The organism is Streptomyces sp. CBMA291 (assembly GCF_014596525.1).
In the GTDB taxonomy this organism is placed as follows: domain Bacteria; phylum Actinomycetota; class Actinomycetes; order Streptomycetales; family Streptomycetaceae; genus Streptomyces.
In genome coordinates, this window is sequence record NZ_MSJP01000018.1 from 24,070 (window position 1) to 45,912 (window position 21,843).

The following is a 21,843-nucleotide window of genomic DNA, read 5'->3' on the forward strand; positions in this document are numbered from 1 at the left end:
GCCCCGGGGGCTCAGCTCCGGGGCGCCGACTCGAACATCACCCGAGAATCCCTCGCCGTCTCAGTCCCGGTACACCCGCAGCGACGCCACCTCGTACGACATCTCCGTCGTCGCCTCGTCGGGTGCGGGGTGGTAACGGCCCGCGCAGACCGAGAGGTTCACGATGATGTGGGCCCGCCAGGCGCGGCCCACTCCGCGCCGGTCGTCGAAGACCCGTACGCCGTTCACCCACCAGGCGACGTTCCGCGAGCCGAAGGCGACCCGGAGGTCGATCCACGCCCCGGGGCAGACCTCCGGGCTCCGGTAGTAGCGGTAGCGACTCCGGACCCGGTTCGACAGTTCGAGCAGGTCCGGGTTGTCGGGGTGGTACTCGAAGACGTCGATCTCCTGGCCGCCGTCGAGCCAGGTCCAGATGGCGGGCCAGGCCCCGGTCTGTTCCGGCAGCCGCACCCGCGCCTCCAGGACGTCACCCGGCTGGAGCATGAAGCCCTCCGGGCTGCCCTCCGTGGTGAGCAGCCCCGAGTCCCAGTTGCCGTCGGGCCGCCGGGTGGCACGGAAGAGCCCCGCCCGGCTGTACGCGGGGTCGTCCACGAGGTGGTCGAGCTTGTTGTCCCCCGGATTGGTCGGGCCGCCGCCGGGATACGCCCACGACCGACCTGCCGTCCACTGCTCCGCGGAGGAGAAGTCCGCGTCGAAGACGATCTCGCCGGGCGTCCTGGGACGCCCGACCCTTCCGGTCCCTTCGGGCCCACCGTCGGCGGAACCGGCACCGCGTCTCAACAACCGGTCGAGGAGGTCGGACAGCACGGGCACACTCCTTTCGCGCGGGCACACCGGCCCACGGGCGATCTGCCCCACTGTGGCCCGCTTATGCGTGGAGATCGACAGGTTGGCGACAAGTCGTCACATGTCCACCTGTGAGACGGACGGGCCGACCCTGCGCGGAGGGGTCTGGGGCGAGGGTTCCGGAGCGCGCGGCACGGCCTCGCGGAGACACCGTCACCTCTGCGACCACCCGCCCCCCGACACCGGCCCCCGGCCTCCGGCCCCGAACGACCGGTGAGGCCGTCGTCAGTACACATCCCGCACGTACCGCTTGTCGGCCGCCAGTCGTCGTATCCAGGCGTCCGCCGCCTCCGCGTCCAGACCGCCGTGGGCCATGGCGACCTCGCGCAGCGCCCGGTCCACGTCCTTCGCCATCCGGGTCGCGTCGCCGCAGACGTAGACGTGCGCGCCCGCCCCGAGCCACTCCCACAGCCGCGCCCCCTGCTCGCGGACGCGGTCCTGGACGTAGACCTTCACCGGCTGGTCGCGGGAGAACGCGGTGTCGAGCCGGTCCAGGGTGCCGTCGGCCAGGAACGCCGTCAGCTCCTCCTCGTACAGGAAACCGGTGGCGCGGTGCCGCTCGCCGAAGAAGAGCCAGTTCGGGGCGGGGTGGCCGAGCGCGCGCCGCTCCTGGAGGAAGCCGAGGAACGGCGCCACGCCCGTGCCGGGCCCGACCATCACCATCGGGACCGAGGGGTCGGCGGGCGGCCGGAAGTGGGCGGCGCGCCGGACGAAGACGGGGACCTCCGCACCGGTCGGCGAGTCCGCGAGGAACGTCGAGCAGACGCCCTTGCGCGCCATGCCGTGCCGGTTCTCGTAGCGGACGACGGAGACGGTGACCGAGATCAGGCCCGGATCGGCCAGCGGGCTCGACGAGATCGAGTACAACCGGGGTGTCAGCCGCCCGAGGACCCGGGACCACTCCCGGGCGGTCGCCCGTACGGGATGCTCGGCGACGACGTCGACGGCCTGCCGTCCCGGACCGTCCTGCCCGGCAGGGAGCCGCGGCGGCGCGCCCCCGGACCGCTCGGCGAGGAAGTCCAGGAGGGCCGGAGTGATCCGGGTGATGTCGAGACGGCGGCGCAGGGCCTCGCCGAACGGGACCGCCCCGAGGCCCGGAAGGTCGACGGGGTCCGCCGCGTCGATTCCGGTGACGGCGAGCCATTCGGCCACCAGACCGGGGGAGTTGACCGGCATGACTCCGAGGGCGTCGCCGCACTCGTAGCGGAGCGGGTCCCCGTCCCCGCCCGTGTCGAAGGTGAACCGCCGCACCTCCTTGCCCGCACCCGGCCGGCCGAGCAGCCGGTTGCCGACGAGCCGGGCGGTGCTGACGGCCGGCTCAGAGCGGCGCGCGGCGGGCACGAGGACCGGCGGGAGCGGAGGGGCGGCGGGGGACGGATGGCCGGCCGGGGCGAGGGGAGTGGCCGGAGGATCCTGGGGCGGGTCCGAGAGCCCGGCGAGGACCTGATCGAGCCAGGCGAGGGCCGAAGGCTCGTAGTCGGGTTCGCAGTCGGTGCGCGGAGCGAGCCGGACGCCTCCGAGTTCGTCGAGCTTCCGGTCGAGCCGCCGCCCGTGCCCGCAGAAGTCGTCGTACGCGGAGTCCCCGAGGGCGAGTACGGCGTAGCGGCGTCCGTCGAGGCGCGGGGCGCCGGGCGCGGTCAGCGCCTCCCAGAAGCCCGAGCCGTTGTCGGGGGCGTCCCCGTCGCCGAAGGTGCTGGTGATGAGCAGCAGGTCGGCGGCGGGCGGCAGCGCCTTCGGATCGGTCTCGTCCATGCCCGCGAGGACCGCCCGGTGCCCGGCCGACCGCAGCCGCTCGGCCGTGGCGGCGGCGAACCCCTCGGCGGTGCCGGTCTGCGAGGCCCACAGGACCAGGACGTCCCTTCCCCGCCGGGGCGTCGGATCCGGTAATCGGGAGTACAGGCCCGCCAGGACGCCGTCGACCCACCGGGCCTGCTCCGCCCGGAGCGGCGCGCCCGGCGGCAGCACGGGGATGCCCGGGGCGCCCGGCCCGACCCCGGTGAGGAAACCGGCGAGGTACTGGCGTTCCCCGGCCGAGAGGACGGGCGGGACGATCCCTTCGAGCCCCAGGGCGACGGCGGGCGCGGTCAGGGTCGCACCACCGCCACCGCCACCGCCATCGTCATCGGCCGGGGCCTCCCGAGCCTCGTCGTCCGTCCCTCGCGCACCGGACTCCGGCGCCCCCTCCGCCCCTCCCGCGCCGCCCGGCGGCACCACGGCGGCCGGGACCGGCGACTTCGTCAACGCCACCGCGCACACCTTCAGTTCGGGCTGGAGGGAGAGCGGGTCGACGGCGTCGCCGGTGACGGCGTTGACGGCCAGGCCGGTGCCGAAGAGGTCGCTCCAGTGGAAGGGGGCGAAGCAACTCCCGGGCGCGACGCGGTCGGTGACGACCGCCGGGAGGACGGCCCTGCCGCGCCGGGAGGCGATCTCCACGGGATCGTCCGCCGCGATTCCCAGCCGCGCCGCGTCCTCGGGGTGCAGCTCGACGAACGGCGCCGGGTTCAGCCGGTTGAGTGTGCCGACCTTCCCGGTCTTGGTCAGGGTGTGCCACTGGTGGGGGAGGCGGCCGGTGTTCAGGACGAACGGGAAGGCTTCGTCGGGCATTTCCGCCGGATCGAGGTGCGACCGGGCGTGGAAGACGGCCCGCCCGCTCGCCGTCGGGAAGAGGGGGCCCGCGCCGTCGGCGGGCACGTACCGGACCGGGTTCCGCGCCGGTCCGCCGCTCGCCGCCGGCCATTGGACGGGGGTGGTCCGCAGCCGCTCGTACGTCACCCCGCTCAGGTCGTAGCCGGTGGCCGGGTTCCCGGCGCGCCGGATCTCCTCGAAGACCTCCTCGGCGCTTTCGTACGCGAACGCCTTCTCGTACCCCATGGCCTGGGCGACCCCGGCGATGATCCGCCAGTCGGCGAGCGCCTCGCCGGGCGGGTCGACCGCCTGCCGGGCCAGCGTGAGGGTGCGCTCGCTGTTGACCAGGACGCCGTCGGTCTCGGCCCACAGGGCGGCGGGGAGCGCGATGTCCGCGTAGGCGTTGGTCTCGGTGTCGCGGAACGCGTCCTGGGTGACGACGAGTTCGGCCGCGCGCAGGCCTTCGACGACGGTGGCGCGGTTGCCGACGGAGGCGACGGGATTGGTGCAGATGATCCAGCACGCCTTGACCTCGCCGTCCGCCATCCGCCGGAACAGGTCGACGGTTCCTCCGCCCGGCCCCGTCTCGCGGAGGGTGCCCGGGGCGAGGTCCCACAGTTCCTCGGTGAAGGCGCGGTCGGCGGCGACCAGGGCCGAGCGCTGCCCGGGGAGCCCGGGGCCCATGTAGCCCATCTCGCGTCCGCCCATGGCGTTGGGCTGACCGGTCAGGGAGAAGGGGCCCGAGCCGGGGCGGCAGATCGCCCCGGTCGCCAGGTGCAGATTGACGAGGGCGTTGGTGTTCCAGGTCCCGTGGGTGGACTGGTTGAGTCCCATGGTCCAGCAGCTGGTCCACTCGCCCGCCGTGCCGATCCACTCGGCGGCGGTCCTGAGGTCCGCCTCGGGGACGCCGGTGATCCGGGCGACGGCGTCCGGCGGATAGTCGGCGAGGAACGGCGGCATCGCCTCCCAGCCCTCGGTGTGCGCGGCGATGAACGCGGGGTCGGTGTGCCCGTTCTCGTACAGCAGCCACAGCAGTCCGTTGAGCAGCGCGAGGTCCGTGCCCGGCCGGACCCGGAGGAAGAGCCCGGCCTTCTCGGCGGTGGCGGTCCGCCGGGGGTCGACGACGATCAGCTTCGCCCCGGCCCTGACCCGTTCCATCATCCGCAGGAAGAGGATCGGATGGCAGTCGGCCATGTTCGAGCCGATGACGAGGAAGACATCGGCCCGGTCGAGGTCGTCGTAGGAGCCGGGCGGGCCGTCGGCGCCCAGGGACAGCTTGTAGCCGGTGGCCGCGCTCGCCATGCACAGCCGCGAGTTGGACTCGATCCGGTCGGTGCCGATGAAGCCCTTGGCCAGCTTGTTGGCGAGGTACTGCGCCTCCAGGCTCAGCTGGCCCGAGACGTACAGTGCGACGGCGTCGGGCCCGTGCGCGTCGACGATCGCCCGCAGCCGCCGCCCGGTCTCGGCGAGGGCCGCCTCGGTGCCGGTGGGGACCGGGTCGGCGCCCCGCTCCGCCCGGACGAGCGCGGTCGTCAGCCGCCCGGGGGCGGCGAGCAGCTCGGCGGTGGTCGCACCCTTGGTGCACAGCCGCCCCCGGTTGGCGGGGTGGTCCTTGTCGCCGGTCGCCCGAAGGACCGTACGGCGTCCGTCGGGGCCGGAGCCGACGTCGAGGACCAGTCCGCAGCCGACGCCGCAGTACGAGCAGACGGTCCGCACCCGGTCGGGTCCGTGCGGGCCGGTCCGGGGGGCCGGCGTGTCCTGTGGGGTCACCGGTGAGCCTCTCTGTGGAACCGTTCGGGATCCGACCGTACGGACCCCCCGTTACGCCCGTGTCAACCCTGCCGATCAGCCTCCGTAACACGGGCCACACAGCCCTTCGCCGGGCGCTGTGAGAACCCGTTCACCAACGCGGGGGCCACGGGTGCCGGGCCCCGAGGGCCGGGCGGGCACCCCCTCCCCGACCGGACGTATCGAGTCGCGATTGCGGATAAACCGGGACAAGATAACTGCCTGTGGCCCTGGAGAGGCCGTCCGGACCTCTCCGACGGAAGGGAGACCGAGGGCTCCCTTCCCCCGAGGAGGCGAGATATGGCCGAGCTCATCGTCATCGGATACGACGATCAACGGACGGCCGAGCAGGCGTTCGCCACGGTGCAGGACCTGCAAAGGGACTACGTCGTCCAGCTGAACGGCCTCGCGGTGGTCTCCGTCGACGCCGAGGGCAGGACCCATGTCGACACCAGCAGCCGGATCGTCGGCGTCAGCGCCGCGAGCGGCGCCCTGTGGGGAGCGATCTTCGGCATTCTCTTCCTGCTGCCCGGGGTCGGGCTCCTGACCGGGGCGGCCCTCGGCGGTCTCGTCGGCAAGCTCAGCCAGTCGGGCGTGGACGACCGCTTCCGGGAGCAGGTCGCCGAGCTGCTCAGGCCCGGTACCGCCGCCGTCGTGATCATGGCCTCGAAGCTCACCGAGGACAAGTTCACCGCAGCGATGCAGCAGCACGGCGGCACCGTCCTCAAGACCTCGCTCAGCGACGAGGACGAGCGGGAGCTGGCCGACCGGCTCGCCGGCCCCGAGCGGTAGGCCGTGCCGTCCGGATCAGCCGCCCACCCCGCAGGCACGACAGAACCCGTCAGGAAGGACCCCTCATGGACCCCGCGCTCAGCAGCGACGTCCTCGCCAAGCTGCGACAGCCCCGCCCGTACCCGGCCGTGTCCCTGGTGATGCCGACGCACCGCCGCGAGCCGGACAACGCCCAGGACCCCGTGCGCCTGCGCAATCTGGTGGCCGAGGCGGAGAAGGCGATCCAGGAGGACCCCGGGATCAGCCGCGAGCGGCGCGTCGAACTCCTGGAGGAGCTGCGCCGCGCGGTGGCCGACGTCGACCTGGTGCACGCGGAGGACGGCCTCGTCGTCTACGTCGCCTCGGGCGAGCACCAGATCTGGACGGTCGCGCGCACGGTCCCCGAGCGTGTCGTCCTCGCCGAGACCTTCCTGACCCGCAACCTCGTCGCCGCCCAGGCCGCCGAGCAGCCCTCCTGGGCGCTCGCGGTGGCCGCCGACCGGATCTCGCTGTGGAGCGGAAGCCCCGAGCGCACCACCGAGCACACCGGCAACGGCTTCCCGTTCACCCGCAGCCTCGAAGACCCCGACGTGGAGCGCAAGGAGCAGATCGGGGACGTCCCCAGCACCTTCCGCGACGAGGCCGCCCGCCAGTTCTTCCGCGAGGCCAACGAGGCCCTGGACAAGGTCCTGGCCGCCGACCCGCGCCCGCTCTACGTCCTCGGCGAGCCCGCCGCCCTCACCCTTCTGGAGGAGACCGGATCGCTTCGCGCGGGCACCACTCCCCTCCAGCACGGCGGGCTCGCGCGCGGCCCCGCCGAAGCCGTCCACGAGGCCGTCGAACCGGCCCGCCTCGCCCGGGTGGCCGCCGCCTCGGCCACCGTCGTGGCCGAACTCGACGCGGCCAGGGGCCGCCGGGAGTTCGCCGGCGGCATCGACGAGGTGTGGCAGGCGGCGAAGGACGGGCGGATCAGACTGCTCGCCGTCGAGGACCAGTACCGCACGGTCGTCCGGGACGAGGGCGACCATCTGGAACCGGCGGAGGCGGGGTCCCCTGATTCCAGGGACGACATGGTCGACGAGATCGTCGAACGGGCCCTCGACACCGGCGCCGAGGTCCAGTTCGTCCGCGAGGACACCCTGCTCGACTTCGGCCGCATCGCGGCCGTGCTGCGCTACTGACCGAGGAGAGAGCCGCATGTCCGAACTCATCGTGCTCGGCTACGACGATCTCGCCGTCGCCAACCGGGCGTTCGCCGAGGTCCAGGAGCTGGAACGCAGCCATGTCGTCACCCTGACGGGCCTGGCCGTCGTCTCGGTCGACGCCGAGGGGCAGACCCATGTGGACACTGCCTCGCGCCGAGAAGGACAGATCGCCCTCTCGGCCACCGCCGGAGCCCTCTGGGGCCTGGTCCTCGGCATGATCATCCTCACCCCCGGGATCGGTGTGATCGGCGCCGCCGTCGGCGGGCTGCTCGGCAAGCTCAACCAGACGGGCATCGACAACTCCTTCCGCGACAAGGTCCGTTCCGTACTCGAACCGGGCCGGGCCGCCGTCGTGATCATGGCCTCGAAGCTCACCGAGGACCGGTTCGTCGCGGCCATGGAGCAGTACGGCGGCACCGTCCTCAAGACCTCGCTCCCCGAGGAGGGCGAGCGGGAACTCGCCGAGCAGCTGGCGGGCCCCGCCTCGAAAGAGGAGGGCTGACCCCGCCCTTCCCGTACGACCGGCCCGGCCGCGCCCTCCCTTCGGAGGGGGCGGCCGGGCCGGTCGTATCGGCTTGTACCGGTCAGGTCATCTGAAAATCGACATCAGTTGACTCAAACCTCTTGCCTAACAAGATCACTGATTCGAGGTAACGCGGCCGATCCGATGGGGCCTGTGGGGCGTGTGAACAGTTACTGTTCCCCGGGATCTGGACGGATTCCCGGAGATTCCTCCCGCTTTCCCCCTTTTTCTCCTCTTCACCGACCGGCGCGCCCTTGCGCCCGTCAGCACCCCTCCCAAGGAGAGCCCGCCCCATGACCGTTGACACCAGCCCGGAAGCGCAGCAGGAGACGCCGAAGCAGTCCAGCCTGAGCACAGCGGCGGCCCGGAACCTCGCGACCACGACCAAGTCCGCCCCTCAGATGCAGGAGATCAGCTCCCGCTGGCTGCTGCGGGTGCTCCCCTGGGTGGAGACCAAGGGCGGGACCTACCGGGTGAACCGTCGGCTCAGCTACACCGTCGGCGACGGGCGGATCGAATTCGTCCAGGACGGCGCCCGTGTCCGGGTCATCCCCCGCGAACTCGGTGAACTCGCCCTCCTGCGCGGCTTCGAGGACGAGGAGGTGCTGACCGCGCTCGCCGGACGCTGCGTCCAGCGCGACTTCAACGCCGGAGACGTGATCGTCCAGCGCGGCACGCCCGCCGAGGAGATCCACCTGGTCGCCCACGGCCGGATCAACCAGAGCTCGACCGGCAAGTACGGTGACGAGGTCGCCGTCGCGGTCCTCGCCGACGGCGACCGGTTCGGCGAGAACGCCCTGCTCGACGCCGACGCCACATGGGACTACACCGCCACCGCCGAAACCCCCGGCACCCTGCTCACCCTCTCCCGCGCCGAGTTCGCCGCCGTCCTCGCCACGGCCCCCCACCTCCAGGCCCACATCCAGGAATTCAGCTCGCTCCCGCTCCAGCGCCAGAACAAGCACGGCGAGGCCGAGATCGCGATGTCGGCCGGCCACAAGGGCGAGGTCGAACTCCCCGGCGCCTTCGTCGACTACGAGCTGAAGCCGCGCGAGTACGAACTCTCCGTCGCCCAGACGGTCCTGCGGGTCCACACCCGCGTCGCCGACCTCTACAACGGGCCGATGAACCAGACGGAGGAGCAGCTCAAGCTCACCGTCGAGGCGCTGCGCGAGCGCCAGGAGCACGAGCTGATCAACAACCGCGAGTTCGGCCTCCTCCACAACGCCGACTTCAAGCAGCGCATCCAGACCCACTCCGGCCCGCCCACCCCGGACGACCTCGACGAGCTGCTCTCCCGCCGTCGCGGCACCAAGATCTTCCTCGCCCACCCCAAGGCGATCGCGGCGATCGGACGCGAGTGGAACGCCCGGGGCCTCTACCCCGACACCATCGACCTCGAAGGCCACCGCATCCCGAGCTGGCGCGGCGTCCCGATCCTGCCCTGCAACAAGATCCCGATCAGCAAGGAGAACACCACCTCCATCCTCGCCATGCGTCTCGGGGAGGACAACCAGGGCGTGATCGGCCTGCGCCAGACCGGACTTCCGGAGGAGTACGAGCCCGGTCTCTCGGTCCGCTTCATGGGCATCAGCGAGCAGGCGCTCATGTCGTACCTCGTCACCACGTACTACTCCGCCGCCATCCTCGTGCCCAACGCGCTCGGCGTCCTGGAGAACGTGCAGATCGCCCGCAGGCGCGACTAGCCGAGCCGTCCGGCCCCCGCGCGGCCCTGACGGCCCGGATTCCCGGGCGCCCCGAGAACGCCCGGGAATCCGGGACAGTCCACCCATCTCACCGAGGAGTCACGGATGCCCGAACCCGGGCTTTCCCCTCTACCGTCGAGCCTGCCCTCCGTCGCGGTCCTCCTGGGGTCCCGGGCGCTCGCCGAGGTGCTCGCCGACGCACCCGCCGGCACGGCCGTCATCGCCGCCGCGACCGCTCCGACGGCCCCGGTGCCGACGGCCGTCCCGGCTCCCGAGGCGGCACCGGCGCCCACGCCGACCCCCGCCGGGACCCCGGCCCCGGGATGGCTCCCGAGCGGGCCCACCGGTCTGGGCACGGCGACCCTCTCCCTGGCCCGGCACCCGGAGCCACCGGCCGCGCCGGAACCCCCGGCGCCGGTCGCGGGCCGGCCCGTCCCCGGCCTCTACTTCCACCCCATCGCCGAACCCGACCCCGTACGCGTCGAGGAGGTCAGCCGCCGGATCAAGGACTGGGCCGTGGACGAGGTCCAGCTCTTCCCCGACGACTGGGAAGGCGAGTTCGACGGCTTCTCCGTCGGGCGTTACATGGTCGCCTGCCACCCCGACGCCCCGAGCGTCGACCACGTGATGCTCGCGACCCGGCTGATGGTCGCGGAGAACGCCGTCGACGACTGCTACTGCGAGGACCACGGCGGCTCGCCCGTCGGACTCGGCGGCAGGCTGCTCCTGGCCCACACGGCGCTCGACCCGCTGCACACCACGGAGGAGTACGCGCCGCGCTGGGCCGAGTCGCTGCACGCCGACGCCCCGCGCCGCGCGTACCGCTCCGCCATGGAGTACTTCGTCCGCCAGGTCACGCCCTCCCAGGCCGACCGGTACCGGCACGACATGGCCCGGCTCCACATGGGCTATCTGGCCGAAGCCGCCTGGTCCGAGACGGAGTACATGCCGGAGGTGTGGGAGTACCTGGCGATGCGCCAGTTCAACAACTTCCGCCCCTGCCCCACCCTCACGGACTCCATCGGCGGCTACGAACTCCCCGCCGACCTGCACGCCCAGTCCGCCATGCAACGCGTCATCGCCCTGGCCGGAAACGCCACGACCATCGTGAACGACCTCTACTCGTACATGAAGGAACTGGACAGCCCCGGCACCCACCTCAACCTGCCCGTGGTGATCGCCGAGCGCGAGGGACTCTCCGACCGAGAGGGCTACCTCAAGGCGGTCGAGGTCCACAACGACCTCATGCACGCGTTCGAGAGCGAGGCAGCCGCCCTCGCCCTCGCCTGCCCCGTCCCCACCGTGCAGCGCTTCCTGCGCGGAGTCGCCGCCTGGGTCGACGGCAACCACTACTGGCACCAGACCAACACCTACCGCTACAGCCTGCCCGATTTCTGGTAAGAAATGGAATCCTCTGTGACCAGCACCGAGTTCACCGCCGCCAACGACACCGCCGCGTTCGTCCCGAACCCGGCGACGCCTTACCAGGGCGACATCGCCCGCTACTGGAACGCCGAGGCCCGGCCGGTGAACCTGCGCCTCGGCGATGTGGACGGGCTGTACCACCACCACTACGGCATCGGTGCCGTGGACCACGCCTCCCTCGGCTCCATCGAGGACAGCGAATACGAGAAGAAGCTGATCACGGAGCTGCACCGGCTGGAGTCGGCCCAGGCGGAAGTCCTCCTGGACCACCTCGGCCCGATCGCGGCCACGGACACCCTCGTCGACGCGGGCTGCGGCCGCGGCGGTTCGAGCGTCATGGCCCACCAGCGCTTCGGCTGCAAGGTCGAGGGCGTCACCCTCTCCTCCACCCAGGCGGAGTTCGGCAACCAGCGCGCCAAGGACCTGGGCATCGACACGCACGTCCACGCCCAGGTCTGCAACATGCTCGACACCCCGTTCGAGAAGGGCAGCATCACCGCCTCCTGGAACAACGAGTCGACCATGTACGTCGACCTGGACGACCTCTTCGCCGAGCACTCCCGCTTCCTCAAGGTCGGCGGTCGCTACGTCACCATCACCGGCTGCTGGAACCCGCGCTACGGCCAGCCCTCCAAGTGGGTCTCCCAGATCAACGCCCACTTCGAGTGCAACATCCACTCCCGCCGCGAGTACCTGCGCGCCATGGCCGACAACCGGCTCGTCCCGCAGGCCGTCGTCGACCTGACGCCGGACACCCTGCCCTACTGGGAGCTGCGCGCCACCTCGTCGCTGGTCACCGGCATCGAGGAAGCCTTCATCGAGTCCTACAAGGACGGCTCCTTCCAGTACGTCCTGATCGCGGCCGACCGCGTCTGAACCGGCTGCGTCGCGCCGTCCCCCGGGGGCCGGGCCCGTCGTCCGACGGGCCCGGCCCTCCGGCGCGCTCAGCCCCGCGCCGCGCCGAACCACCTCCGCAGCGCCCCGGCCGGATCCCGCTGCTCCCCGCCGACCCACACCACATGCCCGTCCGGACGCAGCAGCACGGCGGGCACGTCCGGCTCCCCGGCGGCCACGGAGTCGACGACATGATCGACCCGGTCCTCCCAGCCCGCGACCGAAAGCCGCCCGGTGGTGTCCAGGAGCAGCCCGCGCCCGGCGTGCGTCAGCCCGTACAGGTGCCCGTGCTCCTTCAGCCGTACGTCCCGCAGGCGCCTGCCGAGCAGTTCGTGGCCCTTGCCGACGTCGTAACGGACCGCGATCGCGGTGATCTTCTCGATCAGATGCCGGTTCACCTCCTCGAACTCCATCAGCTCCGCGAGCAGCCGCCGTACGGCCACGGCGCCGGGCTCCGTCGACATCAGCTGGATCTGCGCCCGCGTGTTGTCGAGGACCTCCGCGGCTACCGGACGCCGCTCGGCCTCGTAGCTGTCGAGGAGCCCCTGCGGAGCCCAGCCCGCCAGCTCCGCGGCCAGCTTCCAGCCCAGGTTGAAGGCGTCCTGGACACCGAGGTTGAGCCCCTGCCCGCCGGTCGGCGGATGGATGTGCGCCGCGTCCCCCGCCAGGAACACCCGGCCGACCCGGTAGCGGTCCGCGAGCCGGGTGGCGTCGCCGAAGCGGGAGAGCCAGCGCGGTGCCCGCGCCCCGAAGTCGGTGCCCGCGAACGTCCGCAGCCGGGAGCGGAACTCCTCGATGCCGGGCGCCGCCGAACGGTCCTCGGCCACCCCTTCGGCGGGCACGATCACGCGGTACACCCCCTCTCCCAGCGGCATGGCGCCGAACCGCTGATGGGTCTTGCGGACCTCGGCCACGACCGCGGCCACCTCCTCTGCGGGCGTGTCCAGCTCCATCTCGCCGAGGAGCGTCTCCACCCGCGAGGGCTCGCCGGGGAAGCCGACCCCGAGCAGCCCGCGCACGGTACCGCGCCCGCCGTCGCAGCCGACCAGATGCCGGGCGCGCAGCCGGGTGCCGTCGGCGAACTCGACGGAGACGCCCTCGGCGTCCTGCTCCAGACCGACGAGTTCCCGACCGCGCCGGATCTCGGCGCCCGCCTCCACGGCGTGCTCGGCGAGCAGCCGTTCGGTGACGGTCTGCGGGATGCCGAGGACATAGGAATGCGCCGTGTCAAGATCCTCGGGCCATGAAGTGCCGAGACCGGCGAAGAAACCGCCGACACGGAATTCCCGGCCGTGCTCCAGGAAACGGCCGAGCAGACCGCGCTGTTCCATCACCTCGATACTGCGCACATGCAGACCCTGGGCCCTCGACTGGCGGGTCGGTTCGCTCTCCTTGTCGACGACCAGCACGTCCACGCCGTGGAGCCGTAGTTCGGCGGCGAGCATCAGACCGGTCGGACCGGCACCGGCGATGATCACATCGATCATGAGAAAAAGCCCCGTTCGATATTCCGATGTGCCTTGGAAGCGTATTTTCCGCGCGGTTCCGAAGAACGCGGTCCATCGCTTGGCCCGGCGATTCTGGCGCACCCCCGGGGCCTTGTGGCAAGGCCCCCTGTGCGCTATATCTTGAAAGTGGCGAGGAGTCGGCGTACTCCTTGAGCCCTTTCCCGATCCGACTTCCCGTCCGACTTCCCGTCCGACGCGGCGACATCGCCGCAGTACGGCGCCCCCCATCGACTTCCGGTTGCCGCTTCGCCTGACTCGTGTGTCTCGTGGGCGGGGGGCATCGCGCCGGACCCGTCGCTGACGCCGAGCCAGACGGGCGCGTATCCGTGGTCGGGCCGGCCGTCTCGTGCGGGTGGACCGGGAGCACGATCAGGCGATTCGCCGCGCGGCGCCCGGTCTGTCAAGTTCCGACAAGGCGAACAGGCGATGGCCGTTCGCCTTTGGTCCAGACCTATTGACGGGCCCGGTCACCCCTTCTACGATCCCGTCGATCGCCGCACTGCGTCTCTCCCGTTCATCCGGGGCCGTGCGTCCACATCCCCCCACACGCACGCTCACGCCCACGGCACGTGGCGAGAATGGAGCACAGCATGTTCCGTCGGAGGATCCGTACTCTGCCCGGAGCGGATGGCGGGCATCCCACCGCCGTCCGGACTCGGCGCAGCTCGACCGTCCTGACCCGTACGCTCGCCGGAGTGAGCGCCGCCACCGTCATCGGTGCCGGTGTCACCCTGGCCGGCTCCGCCTCGGCCGGTGCCGCCGGTGTCAATCTGGTGACCAACTCCGGCTTCGAGGCCGGACTTTCCGGATGGTCCTGCGCCAACGGTTCCGGCGCGGTCGTCGGCAGCCCGGCGCACTCCGGCTCGTCCGCGCTGAAGGCCACCCCGTCCGGCCTGGGCAACGCCCAGTGCACCCAGACGGTCAGCGTGCAGCCCAACTCGAAGTACACGCTGAGCGCCTTCGTCCAGGGCAGCTACGTCTACCTCGGCGCCACCGGCACCGGAGCCACGAGCGAGCCGCAGACCTGGACGCCCAGCTCCTCGTCGTACAGCGAACTCAGCGTCGACTTCACCACCGGTGCGAACACCACCTCGGTGACGGTCTACCTGCACGGCTGGTACGGGACGCCCGCGTACTACGCGGACGACGTGTCGCTCACCGGCCCCGGCGGCACGCCGACCACGCCGCCCACCACTCCTCCCACCACCCCGCCCACCACTCCTCCCACCACCCCGCCCACCACTCCTCCCACGACGCCCCCCACCACCCCGCCCACGACACCCCCCACCACGCCTCCGACCGACCCTCCGGGCTCCACCTGTGCCACGAAGCCCAAGCCGACCGGCAAGGTGCTTCAGGGGTACTGGGAGAACTGGGACGGCGCCTCGAACGGCGTCCACCCCGGCATGGGCTGGGTTCCCATCACCGACAGCCGGTTCCCCCAGCACGGCTACAACGTCATCAACGCCGCCTTCCCGGTGATCCTCTCGGACGGAACCGTCCTGTGGGAGGACGGCATGGACGCGGGCGTGAAGGTGTCGACGCCGGCCGAGATGTGTGAGGCCAAGGCGAAGGGCGCCACGATCCTGATGTCCATAGGCGGCGCCGCCGCGGGCATCGACCTGTCGTCGAGCAAGGTCGCCGACCGCTTCGTGGAGACGGTCGTCCCGATCCTCAAGAAGTACAACTTCGACGGCATCGACATCGACATCGAGACCGGTCTGTCCGGCAGCGGCAACATCAACACCCTGTCCGCCTCCCAGTCCAACCTGATCCGCATCATCGACGGCGTGCTCGCCAAGATGCCGGCGGGCTTCGGTCTGACGATGGCGCCCGAGACCGCGTACGTCACCGGCGGCAGCGTCACCTACGGCTCCATCTGGGGCTCGTACCTGCCGATCATCAAGAAGTACGTCGACAACGGCCAGCTGTGGTGGCTGAACATGCAGTACTACAACGGCAGCATGTACGGCTGCTCGGGCGACTCGTACCAGGCCGGCACGGTGGCGGGCTTCGCCGCTCAGACCACCTGCCTCAACAACGGCCTGACCATCCAGGGCACCACCATCAAGGTGCCGTACGACAAGCAGGTGCCCGGCCTTCCGGCGCAGCCCGGCGCGGGCGGCGGCTACATGGCGCCCAGCCTGGTCAGTCAGGCGTGGAACACGTTCAACGGCTCGCTCAAGGGCCTCATGACGTGGTCCATCAACTGGGACGGCTCGAAGGGCTGGACCTTCGGCGACAACGTCAAGTCCCTGCTGAACCGCTGAACCGCTGAACCGCTGAACCGCTGATCCCGACGCGTCCGGCCCGCCGGGGCCGGACACGTCGACCTGACGCACCCCGTCCGGGGTCGTCCGCCGCCGCGAGGCGGCCGGGCGGCTCCGGACGCGCGTTTCCCGGGCCCCGGGCGGATGGCCGGGAACCATCGGCCACTGGCCCGGGGCCCGGGTGTTGTGCTTTGCTGAGCCCATGACCCTGCTCGTGACGCGCCGCCATGTGGACTACGCGCGCGTCACGACCACGTCCTGTTCCGGCTGACACCGAGGCCCTCGTCCCGGCAGCCGGCCGTCGCCCCCGCGCGACCCCCGACACCCTCCAGACACCGCCCTCGGCGCGCCCTCCCGGGCCGTCGACGCCGGTGCGGGCGGCCTTCCGCGTGCAGCGCCCCCTGCGACCGCGCCCACCCGCGCGCCCACACCCGGAGGACCCATGAGCATCGGCAACGCCCCCGCACCCCACACCACCGACCACCCCGACGACACCGCCGAGGTCCCCGAGGGCTTCGTCGCCGCCTGGAAGGAATGGCACCGCGCCAAGGAAGCCCGGCTCGCCGGCCCGCACGGCTTCCTCGCCATCACCGGACTGACCTGGCTCACCGACGAACCCCAGCCCGTCCCCGACGCCCCCGGCACCTGGACGACCGGCCCCGGCGGACCCGTCGTCGAACTCGCCGAGGGAGAGGAACTCCTCGTCGACGGGGAACCGGTCACCGGCCGGTACGCCTTCGGGGAGATCCCCGAGCGCGGCAGCGTCGACGCCGTCTGGGGAGACGCCGTCATCGAGGTCGCCCGGCGCGGCGGCCACGACGTGATCCGGCCCCGGCACCCCGGCCACCCGCTGCGCACCGCCTACGCCGGAACGCCCGTCTACGCACCCCACCCCCGCTGGGCGGTCACCGGCCGGTACGTGCCCTTCGCCGAGCCCCGGCCCACCACCGTCGGCGCCAGCGTCGAAGGAATCCAGCACGTGTACGAAGCGCCCGGACGCGTCGAATTCCGGCTCGAAGGAAAGGAGTTCAGCCTGACTGCCTTCAACGGCTCCACGCCCGGGGCCCTCACCGTGCTCTTCACCGACGCGACCTCGGGCCTCACCACCTACGCCGCCAACCGCACCCTCCGGGTCGACCTCCCGGGACCCGACGGCACGGTGCTGCTCGACTTCAACCGCGCGGCCAACCTGCCCTGCGCGTACACCGACTTCGCCACCTGCCCGCTGCCCCCCGCGGAGAACCGGCTCCCGGTCGCCGTCGAAGCGGGCGAGAAGATCCCCCTGGAGCGCGGAGCCGTCACCGCGTGAACACGGCCCTGCACATGGGCAGCCCCGTATGAGCGCCTTCCCCGGCCGGTCGGTTTCTCCGGTCGGCCGGGGCGGGCGCCTCGGGGAGCGGGGCCTCAGGAGAGGTCGAACCGGTCCAGGTTCATCACCTTGTCCCACGCCGCCACGAAGTCCCGCACGAACTTGCCGTCCCCGTCGGCGGAGGCGTAGACCTCCGAAAGCGCGCGGAGTTCGGCGTGCGCGCCGAAGACGAGGTCGACGGCGGTGGCGGTCCAGCGGACCTTCCCGCTCGTCCGGTCCCGGCCCTCGTACACGTTCTCGTCGTTCACCGACGGCTTCCACTCCGTGCCCATGTCCAGCAGGTTCACGAAGAAGTCGGTCGTCAGGACGCCAGGCCGGTCGGTGAACGCGCCGTGCCCGCTCCCCGCGAAACCGGTGCCGAGCGCCCGCATGCCGCCCACGAGCACCGTCATCTCGGGCGGAGTGAGCGTCAGCAGACTGGCCCGGTCGAGCAGCAGCGTCTCGGGGGAGAGCTTCTCGCCCGCCCTGAGATAGTTGCGGAAACCGTCCGCCCGGGGTTCGAGCACCGCGAACGACTCCACATCGGTCTGTTCCTGCGAAGCGTCCGTACGGCCCGGCGCGAACGGCACCGTGACCTCGTGCCCCGCGTCCCGCGCCGCCCGCTCGACCGCCGCGCAGCCGCCGAGGACGATCAGGTCGGCGAGCGAGATCCGCACCCCGTCACCGCGCCCCTCGCCGAAGGCGCTCCGGAGCCGGTCCAGGGTCTCGACGGTCTCCCGCACCTCCGGCAGATCATTGACCTCCCAGTCCTTCTGCGGCGCCAGCCGGATCCGGGCCCCGTTGGCACCGCCGCGCTTGTCCGTGCCCCGGAAGCTCGCCGCCGCCGCCCAGGCGGCGGTGACCAGCTGCGAGAGGGAGAGACCCGAGGCGAGGACCGTACGCTTGAGGTCGGCGACGTCCTTCTCCCCCACCAGCCGATGACCGGCCTCGGGAACCGGGTCCTGCCACAGCTGCGGCTCGGGCACCCAAGGCCCCAGATAGCGCGAGACCGGCCCCATGTCCCGGTGCAGCAGCTTGTACCAGGCCTTTCCGAAGACCTCCGCGAGCCGCTGCGGGTCCTCGTGGAAGGACCGGGCGATCGGACCGTAGACCGGGTCCAGCTTCAGCGACAGGTCCGTCGTCAGCATCATGGGGAAGTGCCGCTTCGACGGGTCGTGCGCGTCCGGCACCACGTCCTGGGCAGCCGGGTCCACGGGCTTCCACTGGTGTGCCCCGGCGGGACTCGTCGTCAGCTCCCAGTCGTAGCCCAGCAGATGGTCGAGGAAGCCGTTGTCCCAGGTGGTCGGCTTGGCCGTCCAGGCGCCTTCGAGACCGCTGGTGAGCGTGTCGGAGCCCTTGCCGCTGCCACAGGTGTTCCGCCAGCCGAGGCCCATCTGCTCCAGCGGCGCCCCCTCCGGCTCCGGGCCGAGACACGAGGGGTCGACGGCCCCGTGACACTTGCCGAAGGTGTGGCCGCCGATGATCAGCGCGGCCGTCTCCTCGTCGTCCATCGCCATCCGGCCGAACGTCTCCCGGATGTCACGCGCGGCGGCGATCGGGTCCGGATTGCCGTTGGGGCCCTCCGGATTGACGTAGATCAGACCCATCTGCACCGCACCGAACGGGCCGGTCAGCTCCCGGTCGCCCCGGTAGCGCTCATCGCCGAGCCAGGTGTCCTCGGGACCCCAGAACACCTCGTCGGGCTCCCAGATGTCCTCACGGCCGAACCCGAACCCGAAGGTCTCGAAGCCCATGGACTCCAGGGCGCAGTTGCCCGCGAACACCAGCAGATCGGCCCAGGAGATCTTCCGGCCGTACTTCCGCTTCACCGGCCACAGCAGCCGACGGGCCTTGTCGAGACTGGCGTTGTCCGGCCAGCTGTTGAGCGGGGCGAACCGCTGCGCACCCGCGCCGCCGCCACCCCGCCCGTCCTCGATGCGGTACGTCCCCGCCGAATGCCAGCTCATCCGGATGAACAGCGGCCCGTAGTGGCCGTAGTCGGCGGGCCACCAGCTCTGCGAAGCCGTCATGACCTCGAAGACGTCACGCTTCAGCGCCTCGACGTCCAGGGTCGCGAACTCCTTCGCGTAGTCGAAGTCCGGGTCCATCGGGTCGGACTTCGGCGAGTTCTGGCGCAGCACGCCGAGGTCCAGCTGGTTCGGCCACCAGTCGCGGTTGGTCATGGGCCGGGCGTCGGAGGGGGTGGGGGAGGGGATTGCCGGGTTCTCGCTCTCGCTGCCGGACACGTCCGTCCTTCTTCCTGTCGCGGTCTTTCCGAATGCCGGCCGCACACCCCGACGCCCCCCGCCTTCCGGGTCTCGCGCACACGACGCGGCGTCCGTATGGTCGCGCACGACGGCCCGCACGGCGCGGTGAACACGCGGGCGCACCGCCACCCGGGAACCCGGCCCGCTCCCCGGCGGGAACGGACCAGGCCCAGGTCAGAGCCCCGCGACCCGGGCGCTCGCCGACACTTCGTAGACCAGCGTGACGGTCCGGCGACCGCCCGGCGGAAGAGTGACGTCCCAGCGGACCACGCCCTCGGCGTCCACCGCGTCCGGCACCGGGGAACAGACCTCCGCGCGCACCCGCACCTCCACCGCCGACACCTCGGAGACCGGGATCCGCTCCCGCAGCACGAGCGTCCGGTCACCGTCTTCCCCCGGGGCGGAGAACCGGGACACATGGAGCCGGACCGTCCGGGTGACCACCGTCCGCTGGGCCAGCCCGGTGGTGTCCCGGCTCTCCTCCGTCTCCCGCACCACCCGGTGGTCGTCGTCCCCGCCGAAAGCCAGCTCGAACGGCGCGCCCGGAGCGGTGAAGCCGAGCGTCCCCCGACCGGTGAAACCACTGCCCCTGACCAGGTCCACCGGACCGGCGAGCAGCGCGTGCCCGGACCGGTTGTCGCCCCGCACCACCCGGGTCACCAACGGCGAAAGCTCCGGCGAGGCGGCGAACTCGACCCCTGCGGGCGTGGTGAACGAGGAGACCGGCACCCGGTGGGCGCGCCCGTCGGACCGTACGGAGACCGGCACGGGCGCGTGCAGCACCCGGGCCTCGCCGCCGTCGTCCACCCCCGGCAGACCGTTCACCGGGGCGGCGGGCCCCAGCGAGCCGATCTCCTCCTCCCGCAGCTCCACGTCGACCGTACGGCGCTCCGCCGTCGTACGGTCCTTGAGCACGAGACGGTCCTCGTCCAGACGGGGCGGCTCGACGGCCGAGGCGGACCGGGCCGTCGACAGGGTGAGCCGCACCCCGGACCAGTCCTCCCCGGTCCGCTGCCAGACCATCGCGTCGGTCTCCAGGGCCAGCGCGTCCCCGTCGAGCACCGCCCGGTAGGCGGGCCGCCACAGCGCGCACGGCACGAGATGGCTCAGCCGCAGCCCGACCGGACCGGCGGCGGCGACCTCCACGGTCAGCTCGGCGTACGCGGTCAGCTCGGCGGGCTCCTCCTCGGCGAGCGCCAGGGCCTCCCGGACCGCGCCGAGTGCGGCGCCGGCCTCCGCGAGGCGGGCGTCCGCCGTCCGCAGCCGCTCGCCGTACTCCTCCCGCTCGGCGTCCACCCGGTCGAGGTCCCGGGTCCAGCGGGGCACCTCGCTCTCGCCGAACCCGACGCCCTCGCCGATCTCCCGCAGCAGATCGGCGGCGAGCCCGCCCAGCAGGTCCAGACGGGTGCGCAGCCGGTCACGTGACCGCTCCAGGGCGGTCGACTCCTCCTCAAGGGCCTTCGCGCGCAGGCGCAGCGCGGAATCGTCGTCGGCCGGGATGCGGGGGCGCGGGGTCCAGGCGCGCACGAGCCGGGCGTCGCGCACGGTCGCCGGGGGGCCGGAGAACGGCTCGGCGTGCAGGGTCCGGTCGACGGCGGGCGCGGCGACGGGCCCGAGGCGCAGCCGGTGGACACCCGGCTCCAGATCGAGCACGACCTCGCGTTCGAGGTGCGCGCGGTCCTCCAGACAGGTGACGGCGGTGACGGGGGCGGCGGCGGTCCGCACGGGCGCGGTCAGGGGGGTGCGCATGGGCGTGGTCATGGGGGTCAGCTCCTGCGGGCGCCGCCGACCAGGGCTTTGCCGGCCGGGATGCGGATCTCGTAACGGCCGTCGAGGGCGGTGGTGCCCCCGGCGGGCAGGTCGACCCGCCAGACACGGGTGCCGGGGGCGTGGTGCTCGGGCCCGTCGTCCCCTGGGGTCTTCCAGTCGGCGTGCTCCTCGATCCGTACGTCCGGATCGGAGGTCACCGGCACCCGCTCGCGGACCTCGACGGTCACCGGCCGGGCGAGCCCGTTGGCGAGTTCCACCCGGACGTGGTGGTCGAGTACGGAGGTCTGGTTGCGCAGCCCCGAGGTCGACTCGCGCAGCCGGGTGCTCCGGGTGATCCGCACGCCCTCGGCGGGGCCGAGCCCGACCCGGCCGGTGCCGCCGGGGGCCAGCGTCGGCAGGGCGGCGGTCAGCAGGAACCCGCCGTCGACGGTCACCTCGACCGGGCCCGCGAGCAGTGCCTGCCCGGTCGCGTTGGAGAGCACCAGGGTCGCGTACACGGTCGGCTCCACCGACGGCACGGCGAGGTGCTCGGTGCGCAGACCGACGGGGATCTCGGCGACCGTGACGGTGTGCCAGGTGCCGTCCGAGGGGACGTCGACCCGGGCGGTCGCGTCGAAGCGGTGGTCGAAGGAGCCCGCCGATTCCCGGGGGAGCACGGCGTGCGCGGGCAGCCGCAGCGCGCCCACGGACAGGGCGCGGTGGCCGTACTCGGCCGCCACCGGGTCGGACGGCGTCCCGGGGAAGAGCCTTCCCCGGCGTTCGCGGGGCCCGTCCGGGCCGGACAGGACGAGGGAGGCGTAGTCGAGTTCGTCGGCGCCGGGACGCGGAGGGCCGGGGACCGGCGGCGGGGGAGCCGCCGCGCCGGGCGCGGCACCCGGCTCGGCCGGGGCGGCGAAA

14 protein-coding genes are annotated in these 21,843 nt (G+C 72.2%); 8 read left to right on the forward strand and 6 right to left on the reverse strand.

Annotated features, from left to right (window positions below; translation table 11 throughout):
• Window positions 1-60: 60 nt before the first annotated feature.
• A complete protein-coding gene (locus BU197_RS05160; protein ID WP_188267014.1) occupies window positions 61-702 on the reverse strand; it encodes a beta-glucanase in 642 nt (213 codons plus the stop codon).
• A 369-nt stretch (window positions 703-1,071) separates the two neighbouring features.
• Window positions 1,072-5,148 (reverse strand): bifunctional nitrate reductase/sulfite reductase flavoprotein subunit alpha, encoded by a 4,077-nt coding sequence (locus BU197_RS05165; RefSeq protein WP_223183726.1) that lies wholly within the window; start codon window positions 5,146-5,148, stop codon window positions 1,072-1,074.
• Between the two features lie 411 nt (window positions 5,149-5,559).
• Between BU197_RS05165 and BU197_RS05170 the strand changes: the two genes are divergently transcribed.
• The 6 genes from BU197_RS05170 to BU197_RS05195 all read left to right on the forward strand — a co-directional run bounded on the left by BU197_RS05170 (window position 5,560) and on the right by BU197_RS05195 (window position 11,765).
• Entirely contained in the window at window positions 5,560-6,051 is a 492-nt protein-coding gene (locus BU197_RS05170) for a DUF1269 domain-containing protein (RefSeq protein WP_188266999.1), read from the forward strand.
• A 65-nt stretch (window positions 6,052-6,116) separates the two neighbouring features.
• The gene (locus tag BU197_RS05175; protein ID WP_188267000.1) at window positions 6,117-7,211 is read left to right on the forward strand and encodes a chemotaxis protein; all 1,095 of its coding nucleotides are present in this window, start codon (window positions 6,117-6,119) and stop codon (window positions 7,209-7,211) included.
• Between the two features lie 16 nt (window positions 7,212-7,227).
• Complete coding sequence (locus tag BU197_RS05180; protein WP_188267001.1) at window positions 7,228-7,737, forward strand: DUF1269 domain-containing protein; 510 nt, start codon at window positions 7,228-7,230, stop codon at window positions 7,735-7,737.
• A gap of 314 nt (window positions 7,738-8,051) precedes the next feature.
• Window positions 8,052-9,464 (forward strand): family 2B encapsulin nanocompartment shell protein, encoded by a 1,413-nt coding sequence (locus BU197_RS05185; protein ID WP_188267002.1) that lies wholly within the window; start codon window positions 8,052-8,054, stop codon window positions 9,462-9,464.
• A gap of 105 nt (window positions 9,465-9,569) precedes the next feature.
• Window positions 9,570-10,865: a family 2 encapsulin nanocompartment cargo protein terpene cyclase gene (locus BU197_RS05190; protein ID WP_188267003.1), complete on the forward strand. Its 1,296-nt coding sequence runs from the start codon at window positions 9,570-9,572 to the stop codon at window positions 10,863-10,865.
• A 3-nt stretch (window positions 10,866-10,868) separates the two neighbouring features.
• Window positions 10,869-11,765, forward strand: a complete 897-nt coding sequence (locus BU197_RS05195) for a geranyl diphosphate 2-C-methyltransferase (RefSeq protein WP_188267004.1) — start codon at window positions 10,869-10,871, stop codon at window positions 11,763-11,765.
• Window positions 11,766-11,833: 68 nt separating this feature from the next.
• Here BU197_RS05195 and rox read toward each other — a convergent pair whose 3' ends face one another.
• Complete coding sequence (rox, locus tag BU197_RS05200; RefSeq protein WP_188267005.1) at window positions 11,834-13,270, reverse strand: rifampin monooxygenase; 1,437 nt, start codon at window positions 13,268-13,270, stop codon at window positions 11,834-11,836.
• 611 nt (window positions 13,271-13,881) lie between these two features.
• Between rox and BU197_RS31435 the strand changes: the two genes are divergently transcribed.
• Window positions 13,882-15,561 (forward strand): carbohydrate binding domain-containing protein, encoded by a 1,680-nt coding sequence (locus tag BU197_RS31435; RefSeq protein WP_188267006.1) that lies wholly within the window; start codon window positions 13,882-13,884, stop codon window positions 15,559-15,561.
• A 442-nt stretch (window positions 15,562-16,003) separates the two neighbouring features.
• Window positions 16,004-16,870 carry a DUF1684 domain-containing protein gene (locus BU197_RS05210; RefSeq protein WP_188267007.1) on the forward strand — a complete coding sequence of 289 codons (867 nt, stop codon included), beginning with the start codon at window positions 16,004-16,006 and terminating at the stop codon, window positions 16,868-16,870.
• A 95-nt stretch (window positions 16,871-16,965) separates the two neighbouring features.
• Here the strand turns inward: BU197_RS05210 and katG are convergent, their stop codons facing one another.
• The 3 genes from katG to BU197_RS05225 form a co-directional block, all read right to left on the reverse strand.
• Window positions 16,966-19,155 (reverse strand): catalase/peroxidase HPI, encoded by a 2,190-nt coding sequence (gene katG / locus BU197_RS05215; RefSeq protein ID WP_188267008.1) that lies wholly within the window; start codon window positions 19,153-19,155, stop codon window positions 16,966-16,968.
• A 195-nt stretch (window positions 19,156-19,350) separates the two neighbouring features.
• Entirely contained in the window at window positions 19,351-20,937 is a 1,587-nt protein-coding gene (locus BU197_RS05220) for a DUF4139 domain-containing protein (protein WP_188267009.1), read from the reverse strand.
• 5 nt (window positions 20,938-20,942) lie between these two features.
• On the reverse strand, window positions 20,943-21,843 hold a 901-nt coding region (locus BU197_RS05225), incomplete at its 5' end, for a DUF4139 domain-containing protein (RefSeq protein WP_188267010.1).

Excerpts from the sequence above, each read along its gene's own strand:
- BU197_RS05170 (WP_188266999.1), top strand. The coding sequence starts at position 5,560 with ATGGCCGAGCTCATCGTCATCGGATACGACGATCAACGGACGGCCGAG.
- BU197_RS05175 (WP_188267000.1), top strand. The coding sequence starts at position 6,117 with ATGGACCCCGCGCTCAGCAGCGACGTCCTCGCCAAGCTGCGACAGCCC.
- BU197_RS05180 (WP_188267001.1), top strand. The coding sequence starts at position 7,228 with ATGTCCGAACTCATCGTGCTCGGCTACGACGATCTCGCCGTCGCCAAC.
- BU197_RS05185 (WP_188267002.1), top strand. The coding sequence starts at position 8,052 with ATGACCGTTGACACCAGCCCGGAAGCGCAGCAGGAGACGCCGAAGCAG.
- BU197_RS05190 (WP_188267003.1), top strand. The coding sequence starts at position 9,570 with ATGCCCGAACCCGGGCTTTCCCCTCTACCGTCGAGCCTGCCCTCCGTC.
- BU197_RS05195 (WP_188267004.1), top strand. The coding sequence starts at position 10,869 with ATGGAATCCTCTGTGACCAGCACCGAGTTCACCGCCGCCAACGACACC.
- rox (WP_188267005.1), bottom strand. The coding sequence starts at position 13,270 with ATGATCGATGTGATCATCGCCGGTGCCGGTCCGACCGGTCTGATGCTC.
- BU197_RS31435 (WP_188267006.1), top strand. The coding sequence starts at position 13,882 with ATGTTCCGTCGGAGGATCCGTACTCTGCCCGGAGCGGATGGCGGGCAT.
- BU197_RS05210 (WP_188267007.1), top strand. The coding sequence starts at position 16,004 with ATGAGCATCGGCAACGCCCCCGCACCCCACACCACCGACCACCCCGAC.
- BU197_RS05220 (WP_188267009.1), bottom strand. The coding sequence starts at position 20,937 with ATGACCACGCCCATGCGCACCCCCCTGACCGCGCCCGTGCGGACCGCC.